Below are 12,620 nucleotides of genomic sequence, written 5' to 3'. Positions count from 1 at the left end.
GGATCCTCGCGCGCCGTCGGGCGCTGCCGCCGACATTACAACAATTTCGCTCAATTACACAGAGGGGTGCCCCAACAAGACCCATCCGGGCCCGCCGAAAGCACCCCACCGCGGACAGCCGCCCTCGGGCGGCTGGGAGACATCAAGATGAAGACTTGACCTGTGCCGCCACCTCAGCGGCAAAGTCCACTTCCTCTTTCTCAATACCTTCACCCACCTCAAAGCGGATAAAAGCAGTCACGTCTGCGCCGTCACCTTTTACCAGCTTGCCCACAGTCACATCCGGGTTCTTGACAAAGGGCTGCTCAACCAGGCTGTTCTCCTTGAGAAACTTCTGTACGCGACCGCCGATCATCTTCTCGACAATCTCCGCCGGCTTGCCCGCCATATCCGGCTGCGCCTTGATGATCTCACGCTCTTTTTCCAGCTGGTCCGCCGGCATATCTTCCGGCTTGTTGACCTGAGGGTTCACGGCTGCCACATGCATGGCGACATCACGCGCCAGCTCAGTAGTACCACCGCTCAACGCCACCAGTACACCGATACGGTCGTTGGAGTGTACGTAAGCGCCGACCACCGGTGCTTCCACCAGCTGCACTCTGCGCACGCCGATATTCTCGCCGATCTTCTGCACCAGTGCCTCGCGAACTGTTTCCAGCTCACCCTCCATCAGTGCCGCCACATCCCGCTGGCGCTCGGCAAAGGCCTTTTCTGTCACCTTGTTCACAAACGCCCTGAAATTGTCATCGCGCGCTACAAAGTCAGTTTCGGAATTCACCTCAACCAGCACACCATAGCTGCCATCTTCGGCAACTTTTGTCGCCACAACACCGTCAGCGGCGGTGCGACCGGCTTTCTTAGCGGCCTTCAGGCCGGAAGCTTTGCGCAGGTCCTCGATCGCGCGCTCGATATCGCCATCGGCCTCGGTCAGCGCTTTCTTGCACTCCATCATCGGCAAGCCGGTGCGGTCTCGCAATTCTTTTACCATAGACGCAGTAATCGCCATGATTTCATCCTCGGGGTTCTGTCTCTGATATTCTGAATTTGAAAAAAAGGGGCCGGTCGCAGGGCCCCTTTTCGATGCGCGGTGCAAAGCCAGGCTCACACCACCCTGCCCCCGCGTTTACTCCGCGGCGGCCTCGTCATCACTCGCTTCTACATACTCGTCCTTTGCGCTGCTGCCACCGGCATCCGCGGCACCGGCCAAAACAGCGTCGGCAACGGCAGTGGTGTACAGCTTGATCGCACGGATCGCATCGTCATTGCCGGGGATCACATAGTCGACGCCAACGGGATCACTGTTGGTGTCCACCACACCGATTACCGGAATACCCAGCTTATTGGCTTCCTGAATGGCAATACGCTCGTGTTCCACGTCGATCACGAACAGTGCATCCGGCAGACCTGCCATATCTTTAATACCGCCGATGGAACGCTCCAGCTTATCCATGGTGCGAGTGCGCATCAGCGCCTCTTTCTTGGTCAGCTTGTCGAAGGTGCCATCCCGGGACTGGGCTTCCAGATCGCGGAAACGCTTGATGGATGCGCGGATGGTTTTGTAGTTGGTGAGCATGCCACCCAGCCAGCGGTTGCTGACGTAAGGCTGGCCACAGCGCTCTGCCTGTTCCTTGATGGATTTCTGCGCGGCGCGCTTGGTGCCCACAAAAAGAATCTTCTTCTTCTGCGCAGCCATACCCTTGATAACCCGCAGGGCTTCATTGAATGCCGGAACCGTGTGCTCAAGGTTGATGATGTGAATTTTGTTGCGGGCGCCGAAAATGTACTGATCCATCTTCGGGTTCCAATAGCGAGTCTGGTGGCCAAAGTGCACACCAGCCTGCAGCATATCGCGCATGCTGACCTGCGGCATAGTAAACCTCTATGTCTGCGGAAGGCCGCCTGCAAAGAGCAAAGTCGGCGGACGCTTCCCGGGTTATATCCTCCACACACCCCATGCACCAATCCCGTCGCGCTTTCGCGGGCGGAACACCCAGGTACATGTGCCGGTGTGTGTGTGACGTTCTTTGATCACCCCGGACCACCATGGCCCGGAGCGGCGCGCTTTATACCACATTCGGGACTGGGCGGAAAGCCCCGACTCGGCGGGGCCGCCCGCGCAGATGCCGCTGTCCGCCGAATCCGCTACAATAGCGCGCCCTGCGGGTCCTGCCCGCCTCGGCAAGTAACTTCAAATCAGCGGGAATTGGCATGAACTCAGCCATCAAGACACCGGAACAGATCGCCAAAATGCGTATCGCGGGCCATATGGCCGCAGAGGTGCTGGAAATGATAGGCGAGTATGTGGCTCCAGGCGTCTCTACGGAAGAGCTGGACCGGCGCTGCCACGACCATATAGTCGATGTACAGCAGGCCATCCCCGCCTGTCTCGGCTACCGGGGATTCCCCAAATCCATCTGCACCTCGGTAAACGAAGTGGTCTGTCACGGTATTCCATCGGACGGCAAAATCCTGAAAAGCGGCGATATCATCAATATCGATGTCACCGTGATCAAGGACGGCTGGTATGGCGACACCAGCAAGATGTATTTTGTGGGCGACCCGGCACCCCACGCCAGGCGACTGGTGAAAGTGACCCAGGAGTGCCTGTACAAGGCCATCCAGATAGTCCGCCCCGGCACCACGCTCGGCGACATTGGTCACGTGATCCAGCAACACGCTGAGAAGAACTACTACTCGGTAGTGCGCGATTTTTGCGGCCACGGTATCGGCGATGTCTTCCACGAGGACCCACAGATATTGCACTATGGCAAGCCGGGCACCGGAGATGTGCTGGAAGAGGGCATGACATTTACCATCGAGCCGATGATCAACGCCGGCAAAGCCGCGGTGCGGGTACTGGGCGACGGCTGGACCGCTATCACCAAAGACCGGCGCCTGTCCGCACAGTGGGAGCATACGATGGCGGTCACCAGTAACGGGGTGGAGGTATTGACCGCGCGGGGCGAAGAGCACTTCTAACCTGCGCGCCACCCAGATCCGCCACATGTGCCTTTGGCGGCAGCGGTTCCACCGGCGCCCATTCGCAGCCATCTGGTGACACGAGCACCCCCATGCAACTGAGCACAACCCCCTTCTTTGCGCGCCCGCTGTTCTTCTTCGACCAGGCCCGTTTTCGCCGCGACCTGGCCGAGGGCACCAGGCCCGCGCTGGAAATTTTCAAGGCCGCCGTGGGCGGAGCCAACCGGCAGATGGCGGAGCGCTTTCGCGAGGGTGAGGATGTGCGGACCCTGGTGTACGAGCGTGCACTCTTTATCGACTGTCTGCTGCACTATGCCTGGCACCAGTACAACTGGCCCGACAGTGTCAGCCTGCTGGCGGTGGGCGGCTATGGCCGCGGTGAGCTGCACCCCCACTCCGATATCGACCTGTTGATTCTCACCGACGGCAATAGCGACGCCGAAACCGTCGACAATATCGAACACCTCGTCGCCTTTTTGTGGGACCTGGGTCTGGACATAGGCCACTCGGTGCGCACCCTGGACGACTGTGTGGAGCTGGCGGCGCGAGAGATTACCGTCGCCACCAACCTGATGGAATGTCGTACCGTAGTGGGGAATGACGCCCTGGGCCGGAAACTGGCCGAGCGGATGACACCGGACAGGCTCTGGTCGGCGGAGAACTTCTTCAGCGCCAAGTCTGCCGAGCAGCGCGAGCGACATCGCCGCCAGCAGGGCGCTGAGTACAACCTGGAACCCAACATCAAAAAAGCGCCCGGCGGACTGCGCGATATCCAGACCATCGCCTGGGTGGCAAAACGCTACTTTCAGGTGCGCACCCTCCGGCAGCTGCAGGGCAAGGGTTTTTTTACCGAGGAGGAGTTCGCCATCCTGCTGTCCGGGGAGGACTTTCTCTGGCGCGTCCGCTACGGCCTGCACCTGCTCGCCGGGCGCGCCGAGGAGAGGCTGCTGTTTGACTATCAGCGGGAACTGGCGCGGCAGTTTGGCTATGTGGACAGCAGTTCACAGCTGGCCGTAGAGCAGTTCATGCACAACTACTACCGCGTCGTCCTGGCATTGCGCGAACTCAACGACGTGCTGCTGGAGTTTCTCGGCGAAGCGATACTGCAGCGGGGACGCCGCCAGACTGTCACCCCCATCAATGAACGCTTCCAGCTGCGGGAAAACACCATTGAAGTGACTCATACGGGAGTCTTTGCGGACACCCCCTCCGCACTGCTGGAGGTATTTGTACTGATGGCGGAACACCCGGACATCGAGGGTGTACGCGCCTCCACCATCCGCCTGATTCGCGAGCAGCGCCATCTGATCGACGACAGCTTCCGCCGGGACCCGCGCAATGCGGCCCTGTTCATGCAACTGCTGCGCTCCCCCCGCGGCCTGTCCACACAACTCAGTCGCATGACCCGCTACCAGGTGCTGGGCCGCTACCTGCCGGAGTTCGGCCAGGTCACGGGGCAAATGCAGCACGACCTCTTTCATATCTATACCGTGGACGCCCACACACTGCAGGTTGTGCGCAACATGCGCAGCTTCCGCGGTGCCGAAGCGCAGGACAAATTCCCCATTGCTGCCGATATCATGGGTCGCCTGCGCAGCCCGGAGCTGCTCTATATCGCCGGCCTCTACCACGATATCGCCAAGGGCCGGGGCGGCGACCACTCCAAATTGGGGGTGGCGGATGCAGACGCCTTCTGCCTCCGCCATGGTATCCCGGCGCGGGACCGCAGACTGGTTTGCTGGCTGGTGGAAAAACACCTGTTGATGAGCGCCGTGTCGCAAAAACAGGACATCAGCGATCCCGAAGTGGTACACAGCTTCGCCCGCGAAGTGGGGGACCGGGAACACCTGGATTACCTCTATGCCCTCACCGTGGCCGATATCACAGGCACCAACCCGGAATTGTGGAACAGCTGGCGCGCCAGCCTGATGCGCCAATTGTACGAAGCCACCCAGAGCGCCCTGCGCCGCGGCCTGGAAAACCCCATCGACCGCGAGGAAATCACTGAGGAAACCCGCGGCCAGGCCCTGGAGGTACTGCTGGCCCAGGGACTCAACGCCCAGTCGGTGGAAAAAATCTGGGGCCAGATGGGCGAGGATTACTTTGTGCGCGAAAGCGCCACCAGCATTGCCTGGCACACCGCCGCCATTCACCAGCTGCGACAGAACGGCGGCCCGGGCACAGACCGGGATACACTGGTATTGACGCGCAACTCGGGCCCCGCGGAACACGAGGGCGCCACGCAGATATTCGTATACACCCCGGACAGACCCAACGTATTCGCGGCGGTGGTTACCAGCCTCGACATGCTCAATCTCAATATCCAGGATGCGCGTCTGTACAGCTCCGCCGCCGGCTACACCCTGGACACCTTCTACGTCCTCGATGCGTCCGGTCAGCCGTTGTCGGGGGACCCCGGGCAAATTGGCGCCACTATCCGCAAAGAACTGTCCCTGGCCGAACATTACTCCAAGGTAATAAAGCGCCATACCCCGCGCCGCCTGAAAATGTTCAGCTTTGCCAGCCGCGCCTCACTGGCCACCGAACCCGGTGACCCTCACAGTACACTGGAAATCATCAGCGCCGACCGGCCCGGGCTGCTGGCGCGTATCGCGCGCATATTTATCGCTCACGACCTGCGCTTGCACAACGCCAAGATTTCCACCCTGGGAGAGAGAGTGGAGGATATCTTTCACATTACTGACGCCACCGGTGAACCCCTGCGGGACGAGGCCGGTAACCGCGCGCTGGAGCGGGCCATCTGCGACGAACTGGATGCCCACCAGGCCAGATCCCGGTCCCGTTGGCGGCCCGGTGATTGAGCCGGTTTCCGCTTGACCCGGCGCTGGCAGCCCGCTGTCCCGAACAGGGGGTGTTCGGGCCGCAAACCAAGCATGTAACCGCTTGATTTGCTCTGGAGGAATAATGAATCCAAATCTGCAACAGCTGCAACCCTACCCGTTTACCAGGCTGGCTGCACTGACATCGGGACTAACACCGGCGGACAAGCCCCACATAGGTCTATCCATCGGGGAACCCAAACATGAGCCGCCCCAGTCAGTGCGCCATGCGCTGGCGGACAACCTGGACAAGCTGGCCACCTATCCGGCCACCAAAGGCATAGACCTGCTGCGGCAGACCATCGCCGGCTGGCTGAGCCGGCGCTATCAACTCAAAGGGGTGGATGCCGACAGCCAGGTATTGCCGGTGAACGGTACCCGCGAAGCACTTTTTGCCTTTGCCCAAACGGTGATTGCTCCAGGCACAAGGGTGTTGATACCCAACCCGTTTTACCAGATTTACCAGGGCGCCGCCCTGCTCGCCGGCGGTGTCCCCCACTTCGTCAACTGCACCCCACAGACCGGGTTCAAGCCGGATTTCGACTCTGTTCCCGATCACGTCTGGCGCCAGTGCGGCCTGCTCTACCTGTGCACACCCGGCAATCCCACCGGCGCACTGCTGGAGAGCGAAGACCTGCGCCGGCTGATTCGCCTGGCGGACGACCATGACTTCGTAATCGCGGCGGATGAATGCTATTCCGAACTCTACTTCGACGAGGAAAACCCGCCCGCCGGGCTGCTGCAGGTCTGCGCCGAAATGGGCAGAGACGATTTCCGCCGCTGCGTCGTCTTCCATAGCCTTTCCAAACGGTCTAATCTACCCGGCTTGCGCTCGGGATTTGTCGCCGGCGACGCCCACCTGCTGGAGCGGTTTCTGCTCTATCGCACCTACCACGGCTGCGCCATGCCACTGCCCACCCAGCACGCCTCGGTGGCCGCTTGGAGGGACGAACAGCATGTGCGGCGAAACCGCGCCCTCTACTGCAAGAAATTCGCGGCAGTGCTGCGGATTCTGGGCGGCCTCCTGGATACAGCCCATCCCCAGGCCGGCTTTTATCTCTGGCCCAGAGTCGGTGCCGGTGAAACCTTCGCGCGCGAACTGTTTCTCCAACAAAACGTCACGGTTCTGCCCGGCCGCTACCTAGCGCGGGAAGTGGGAGGGACAAATCCCGGCGATGCCCATGTGCGCATAGCGCTGGTGGCGACCCTGGAGGAGTGCGAGGAAGCCGCATATCGCATCAGGGAATTTTGCAGTTAAACCGGAGTACCATGGAACAACCACGCAATCTACTCAAAGCGGAAAGGGTCGCTTTTATCCAGCGGCGGCTGGAGGAGCTCTACCCGGAAACCCCTGTCCCGCTCGACCACAGCGACCCCTATACCCTGCTGGTGGCAGTGCTGCTATCGGCACAGTGCACCGACGAGCGGGTCAATCAGGTGACGCCTGGGCTCTGGCAACTGGGGCGCACTCCGGAAGACATGGCCGGGGTTCCCGTAGACGAGATCCGCGCAGTCATCCGCCCCTGCGGCCTGTCTCCGCAAAAGTCCAAAGCCATCAGCCAGCTGTCGAAAATTCTCGTCAACGAGTATCACGGCAAGGTGCCGGAAAACATGGCGGCACTGGAAACGCTGCCGGGCGTCGGCCACAAAACCGCCAGCGTGGTCATGTCGCAGGCTTTTGGGCATCCGGCTTTTCCGGTGGACACCCACATTCACCGCCTGGCCCAGCGCTGGGGGCTGACTAGTGGCAAAAACGTCGCCCTGACCGAAAAGGATCTGAAACGGCTGTTTCCACAGGACAGGTGGAACAAACTCCACCTGCAGATCATTTTTTACGGCCGCGAGTATTGCACCGCCCGCGGCTGTGATGGCACCGTGTGTGAGATTTGCACCAGCTGCTACCCGGCACGAAAAAAACCCAAGTTAACCAGAAAGGCTTGATTTAATGGCAAGGATCACTGTCTACGGCATCAAAAACTGCGACACCGTTAAAAAGGCCCGCAAATGGCTGGAAACCAACGGTGTAAACTACCACTTCCACGACTTCCGTGAAGACGGCATGGAAGGGGTCCCACTGCAGCAATGGCTGGATAGCTTCGGGTGGGAGCAGGTACTCAACCGGCGCTCCACCAGCTGGCGCGCACTGAGCGGGGAGCAGCAGGCATCCATGGACAACGCCGCAGCCGCCTCCATTGCCCGCAAGACCCCAACACTGATCAAGCGCCCGGTCACTGTCAGCGCCGGCGGCGTTCAGTTTGGATTTCAAGCCAGTGCTTTTGCGGATTTATTAGGGCGACAATCCAGTCAGTGAGGGATCATCTATTGGATTGCAACAGTAGAGTAAGGAGCAGTCACCACATGAGCGAGATGTACGGAATCGGATTTGGCATAGGCACCTGCAACCGACGGGGTGAATGGCTGGAGGTCTATTACCCGGCCCCGCTGCTGGCTCCCTCCGCGGACGTCAGCAGTGCTGTCGCCACTGTGTTGAAAGTCGACGGCGGCAACCGGGCGATTGCCCTGGACCCCACCCACCTGCAACCCCTGGCGGAGGGACTGCAAGCCGCCGGCGCGGAGGAACAGGCGCAACTCCTGCGACAATTCTCAAGCAGCCAGTGCCCTTTGGTGGCGACACTCCTCTACACCGACGACGCACCGGCATCGGTGCCCGAGGCCTACCTGAAACTGCACCTGCTGTCCCACCGGCTGGTCAAACCACACCAGACCCGACTGGAGGGAATTTTTGCCACACTGCCCACGGTGGCCTGGACAAATCAGGGTGCCATCGACCTGGAGGAACTGCCGCAACGTCAGCTGGAGGCGAGGCTCCAGGGCGAAACCCTGAATGTGGCCTGCGTGGACAAGTTCCCCAAAATGACCGACTACGTGGTACCTCAGGGTGTGCGCATCGCACACACGGCACGGGTGCGCCTCGGTGCCTATCTCGGTGCCGGCACCACCATCATGCACGAGGGCTTCGTTAACTTTAATGCCGGTACCGAGGGACCGGGCATGGTAGAGGGCCGTATTTCCGCCGGAGTATTCGTGGGCGCCGGCTCCGACCTGGGTGGTGGATGCTCCACTATGGGCACCCTGTCCGGCGGCGGCAACATAGTAATTGCCGTCGGAGAGAACTGCCTGCTGGGCGCCAATTCCGGTATCGGAATCCCACTGGGCGACCGCTGCATAGTGGAGGCCGGGCTCTATATTACCGCCGGTACCAAAGTGGCGCTGCTGGACGATAGCGGCGAACTGGTGGAATACATCAAAGCCCGCGATCTGGCCGGTGCATCGGACCTGCTGTTCCGGCGCAACTCTACCAACGGCGCCGTGGAATGCCTGACCAACAAGAGTCGGGTAGCGCTGAACGAGGCACTGCACAGCAGCTAAACGGATGGCCCGACAACCCTATTCCGGGGCCCTGCGCCCATCAGCACATCACCCGGGCGGACAGCGGGTTCGCACCGGGGCCAGGAGGCCGCCCCCATGACCCCCACGCTGCAACTCGCCTGCGATCTGATCCGCCTGCCTTCCCTGACCCCGGACGACGCCGGCTGCATGCCCTTGATCGCAGAGCGCCTGGCGAGCATCGGCTTCGAGATCACCAGTCTGCGCCGCGGCGATACCGACAACCTCTGGGCAGTGCGTGGTGAAACCGGCCCGCTGTTCGCATTCGCCGGCCACACCGATGTCGTCCCCACAGGGCCGGCGGAGAGCTGGCAACACCCGCCCTTTGAACCGGTCATCGAGGATGGCCGCCTCTACGGGCGCGGTGCCGCCGATATGAAAGGCTCACTGGCGGCCATGGTTGTGGCCTGCGAGGAATTTGTGCAATCGCACCCGGACCACAGGGGCCGTATCGCTTTTCTACTCACCAGCGACGAGGAGGGGCCCGCCAAAGACGGCACCGTAAAAGTGGTGGAGTGGCTGCAGGAGCGGGGTGAGAAGATCGACTGGTGCCTGGTGGGGGAACCCTCCAGCAGCGAGCGGGTCGGCGACACCATCAAAAATGGCCGCCGGGGATCCCTGGGGCTGGAACTGACAGTGTTCGGGGTCCAGGGTCATGTAGCCTATCCACACCTGGCGGACAACCCCATACACCGGCTGGCCCCGGCCCTGGCAGAGCTGGCCGCCGAGCAGTGGGACCAGGGTAACGACTGCTTCCCCCCCACAAGCTTCCAGGTATCCAATATCAACGGCGGCACCGGCGCTACCAATGTCGTTCCCGGTGAGGTCCGGGTGATATGCAACTGGCGATTTTCCACCGAAACCAGCGCCCGGGAGCTGGAGCAGCGCGCCCGGACAATCCTCGACCGCCACGGGCTCAATTACGCCGCCGACTTCAACCTGTCCGGGCAGCCATTCCTCACTGCGGAGGGAGCCCTGGTGGCGGCGGCCCAGACTGCCATCAAATCCACTGCTGGAGAGGCCGCGCAACTGTCCACCGCCGGCGGCACCTCCGACGGACGATTCATTGCGCCGACCGGCGCCCAGGTGGTGGAACTCGGGCCGGTGAATGCAACCATCCACCAGGTGAACGAGCATGTCACCGCATCGGATCTGGACCAGCTCAAAGACATCTACCGGGGGATACTCGACGAACTGCTGGGTTGAGATACCATTCCGGACCTAAGTCGGCACTGGCCGTTTAGTGGAGGACTGCCGGACGGGATAGAGAAGAGGCGTAGGGGCGAGCGCCACAAACGCGGCAACTCAGTGCAGGCGTCCGTGCTCCCCGTGGGCACCCTGCTCCGCCTGCTCGAACCCGTGACAGAGGACAAAGTAATAAATGACCTGGGGCTGTCCCTGTACATCGGACAACAGATCGAAGTTGAACTCGCCGCGCTCACCCTGTGTGATGCTCACCGAAGACACATGCTCCGGCTCGACAAACATCTCCGCCACCGGCCGCTTGCCACGCATCACCTGCACCAGCAGAGTGCGTGGATCCTCCTGCGTCAGGCGCCAGTGATAATCTTCCGCATCATAGATCACCGAGTCGGAGGTGCCGGCACGCACAATGCAGTTCAGGTGTTCCACCAGCCAGGTCCAGAACTCAGTAAAAGCCAGAGAGTCTTTCATGGGGTTAGTCGTCCAGCTCTTTAATCGCGCCGGCGCCACCTTTCAAGCCAAACTCCTCGGCAATCTGGCGACACCAGCGATTCATTCGCTCGCCGGTCAGCTCCTCCTGCTGGTCCTCATCGATACCCAGACCGACAAATTTGCCCTCGCCTGGAATTTCCGCTTTGGATGCCTCGTATTCGTATCCCTCAGTGCACCAGTGGCCGACAACGGCAGCCCCATTGGCCGTGACCACATCGTGGAGCATACCCATCGCATCCAGAAAATAGTCACCGTAGCCGAACTGGTCACCCAGACCAAACAACGCGACTGTCTTGCCACTGAAGTCGATTTCCTGCAGATCCTGCCAGAAATCCTCCCAGTCCGACTGCAGCTGGCCAAAATCCCAGGTAGGGATACCGAAAATCAGCTGCTGGTAGCCCGCAATCTCCAGCTGAGTCACATCGGCAATATCGTACAGGTCCACCCGCTCTACCCCGAGACGGGCGCAAATCCGCAGTGCCACGCCTTCGGTGTTGCCGTCGTCACTGCCAAAAAACAGGCCGATATTACTCACAGTCACTCCTACGATTGGATCCTCCAAGACAGCCAGGCGCTTACGCATCATGGGGCCGGGACAGTGGATCGGGGCCGGGGAAAGGCGCAGTATTTTCCCAACAAAGAAGACCGACAGCAAGCCGGAAATCTACCCGTCCGCCGGCGCCGCCGATGCCGGGCCCCAGCGGACCGGGGACGACCCACCCCAGGGGCAAACGGACACTATAACAGCCGCTTTCCCGCGACCATAAATCTGGCAGCCATGACTGCCGGGGCGGTATAGGGACGCGGCAATCCCGCGCTACGGAAAAAGCCCCCGCGGGCGCGGGGGGGTCACAAGCACAGAAGCGGCCGGGCGATACTGACTTAAGAACCCGGCCAGTCGCACAGGAGTTTTAAATAAGTCGCCGGGTTGATGGTGTACAAGGATGTACCGCCACCGGGTGGAGACCAGCGCAACCCCTTGAAAAATGAGCGATCCGGCGAATTTGCCCAGCTTTTCAAGGACCACAATCCAGTGGATGGGGAATCACCTTTTGGATTGCCGGATTAGCAGTGTGAACGGGCCCTAACGCGGTTTTTGCAGACGATCCGCGCTGCGCTTTTGCCAGCGCTCTTGGCGCTCGCTGCGTATTTGCTGCAGCTTGGCTTTTTGCTCGTCGGTGAGAATCGCTTCAAACTGTTGCTGCATCAACTGCGTCTGCCGCATGCGCGCCACTTCCAGGCGACCCAGTTCAGCCCCGAGCTTGTCCAGGGTTTGTTGATCCGCACCTGAGCGGACCGATTCCCGCACCTGCCGGCGCAGGTCTCGTATCTCCCGCTTCTGGTCCCGGCGAATTTCCCGACCGGCGGCGCGATCGGTCTTGAGCTGCGCCCTCTGCCCCTCGGTGAGGTTCAATTGCTCGGCCATCCGTTCAAACTTCTGCCGGTAGATCCCTCGGTCACCGTCTTCGCCACCGTGGGCAAGAACCGCCGCAGGTGCGACCAGGGCACCCGCCAACAGGAAACTACCCAATTTCGATATTCGATTTTGCATTGGCTCTTCCTCTAATTAAGCTGTGGTCACAACCTAGATACTAGAGTTCCCATCGGTAAATGTGGGTCCAGGGGCAGTTAACAACTGTTAAGAACAGTAAAAGCCATCACCAGAAGCAATTTTACGCGCCATCGCATTGCATATAA

At 60.7% G+C, this 12,620-nt stretch carries 12 protein-coding genes; 7 read left to right on the top strand and 5 right to left on the bottom strand.

What is annotated here, in order from left to right; translation table 11 throughout:
* Positions 1-142 precede the first annotated feature (142 nt).
* Together tsf and rpsB are read right to left on the bottom strand one after the other, a co-directional pair.
* The gene (gene tsf / locus ABVT36_RS11795; RefSeq protein ID WP_368456762.1) at positions 143-1,006 is read right to left on the bottom strand and encodes a translation elongation factor Ts; all 864 of its coding nucleotides are present in this window, start codon (positions 1,004-1,006) and stop codon (positions 143-145) included.
* Between the two features lie 117 nt (positions 1,007-1,123).
* A complete protein-coding gene (gene rpsB / locus ABVT36_RS11790; RefSeq protein WP_368456761.1) occupies positions 1,124-1,870 on the bottom strand; it encodes a 30S ribosomal protein S2 in 747 nt (248 codons plus the stop codon).
* Between the two features lie 338 nt (positions 1,871-2,208).
* Here rpsB and map point away from each other — a divergent pair, with 338 nt between their 5' ends.
* From map to dapE, 7 genes are all read left to right on the top strand, one after another.
* Complete coding sequence (map, locus tag ABVT36_RS11785) at positions 2,209-2,979, top strand: type I methionyl aminopeptidase (RefSeq protein WP_368456760.1); 771 nt, start codon at positions 2,209-2,211, stop codon at positions 2,977-2,979.
* 92 nt (positions 2,980-3,071) lie between these two features.
* On the top strand, positions 3,072-5,801 hold the full coding sequence (locus ABVT36_RS11780; protein ID WP_368456759.1) for a [protein-PII] uridylyltransferase: 2,730 nt from the start codon (positions 3,072-3,074) through the stop codon (positions 5,799-5,801).
* 103 nt (positions 5,802-5,904) lie between these two features.
* Positions 5,905-7,077 (top strand): succinyldiaminopimelate transaminase, encoded by a 1,173-nt coding sequence (gene dapC, locus ABVT36_RS11775; protein WP_368456758.1) that lies wholly within the window; start codon positions 5,905-5,907, stop codon positions 7,075-7,077.
* Positions 7,078-7,088: 11 nt separating this feature from the next.
* Positions 7,089-7,760 (top strand): endonuclease III, encoded by a 672-nt coding sequence (nth, locus tag ABVT36_RS11770; protein WP_368456757.1) that lies wholly within the window; start codon positions 7,089-7,091, stop codon positions 7,758-7,760.
* Between the two features lie 4 nt (positions 7,761-7,764).
* A complete protein-coding gene (locus tag ABVT36_RS11765) occupies positions 7,765-8,130 on the top strand; it encodes an ArsC family reductase (RefSeq protein ID WP_368456756.1) in 366 nt (121 codons plus the stop codon).
* Between the two features lie 47 nt (positions 8,131-8,177).
* Positions 8,178-9,209 (top strand): 2,3,4,5-tetrahydropyridine-2,6-dicarboxylate N-succinyltransferase, encoded by a 1,032-nt coding sequence (gene dapD / locus ABVT36_RS11760; RefSeq protein ID WP_368456755.1) that lies wholly within the window; start codon positions 8,178-8,180, stop codon positions 9,207-9,209.
* Positions 9,210-9,305: 96 nt separating this feature from the next.
* The gene (gene dapE, locus ABVT36_RS11755) at positions 9,306-10,433 is read left to right on the top strand and encodes a succinyl-diaminopimelate desuccinylase (protein WP_368456754.1); all 1,128 of its coding nucleotides are present in this window, start codon (positions 9,306-9,308) and stop codon (positions 10,431-10,433) included.
* 99 nt (positions 10,434-10,532) lie between these two features.
* Here the strand turns inward: dapE and ABVT36_RS11750 are convergent, their stop codons facing one another.
* From ABVT36_RS11750 to ABVT36_RS11740, 3 genes are all read right to left on the bottom strand, one after another.
* A complete protein-coding gene (locus tag ABVT36_RS11750; RefSeq protein ID WP_367150208.1) occupies positions 10,533-10,901 on the bottom strand; it encodes a hypothetical protein in 369 nt (122 codons plus the stop codon).
* A 4-nt stretch (positions 10,902-10,905) separates the two neighbouring features.
* Positions 10,906-11,457, bottom strand: coding sequence for a flavodoxin (locus tag ABVT36_RS11745; RefSeq protein WP_368456753.1), 552 nt, complete (start codon positions 11,455-11,457; stop codon positions 10,906-10,908).
* A 549-nt stretch (positions 11,458-12,006) separates the two neighbouring features.
* Complete coding sequence (locus tag ABVT36_RS11740) at positions 12,007-12,474, bottom strand: Spy/CpxP family protein refolding chaperone (RefSeq protein ID WP_368456752.1); 468 nt, start codon at positions 12,472-12,474, stop codon at positions 12,007-12,009.
* Positions 12,475-12,620 lie beyond the last annotated feature (146 nt).

The sequence above is a fragment of the Microbulbifer sp. TYP-18 genome (genome assembly GCF_040932045.1).
In the GTDB taxonomy this organism is placed as follows: Bacteria; Pseudomonadota; Gammaproteobacteria; order Pseudomonadales; family Cellvibrionaceae; genus Microbulbifer.
This window is presented reverse-complemented; position numbering and strand designations above follow the sequence as displayed.

Bases quoted from the DNA above. Each gene is read 5' to 3' on its own strand.
- tsf (WP_368456762.1), bottom strand. From the start codon at position 1,006: ATGGCGATTACTGCGTCTATGGTAAAAGAATTGCGAGACCGCACCGGC.
- rpsB (WP_368456761.1), bottom strand. From the start codon at position 1,870: ATGCCGCAGGTCAGCATGCGCGATATGCTGCAGGCTGGTGTGCACTTT.
- map (WP_368456760.1), top strand. From the start codon at position 2,209: ATGAACTCAGCCATCAAGACACCGGAACAGATCGCCAAAATGCGTATC.
- ABVT36_RS11780 (WP_368456759.1), top strand. From the start codon at position 3,072: ATGCAACTGAGCACAACCCCCTTCTTTGCGCGCCCGCTGTTCTTCTTC.
- dapC (WP_368456758.1), top strand. From the start codon at position 5,905: ATGAATCCAAATCTGCAACAGCTGCAACCCTACCCGTTTACCAGGCTG.
- nth (WP_368456757.1), top strand. From the start codon at position 7,089: ATGGAACAACCACGCAATCTACTCAAAGCGGAAAGGGTCGCTTTTATC.
- ABVT36_RS11765 (WP_368456756.1), top strand. From the start codon at position 7,765: ATGGCAAGGATCACTGTCTACGGCATCAAAAACTGCGACACCGTTAAA.
- dapD (WP_368456755.1), top strand. From the start codon at position 8,178: ATGAGCGAGATGTACGGAATCGGATTTGGCATAGGCACCTGCAACCGA.
- dapE (WP_368456754.1), top strand. From the start codon at position 9,306: ATGACCCCCACGCTGCAACTCGCCTGCGATCTGATCCGCCTGCCTTCC.
- ABVT36_RS11750 (WP_367150208.1), bottom strand. From the start codon at position 10,901: ATGAAAGACTCTCTGGCTTTTACTGAGTTCTGGACCTGGCTGGTGGAA.
- ABVT36_RS11740 (WP_368456752.1), bottom strand. From the start codon at position 12,474: ATGCAAAATCGAATATCGAAATTGGGTAGTTTCCTGTTGGCGGGTGCC.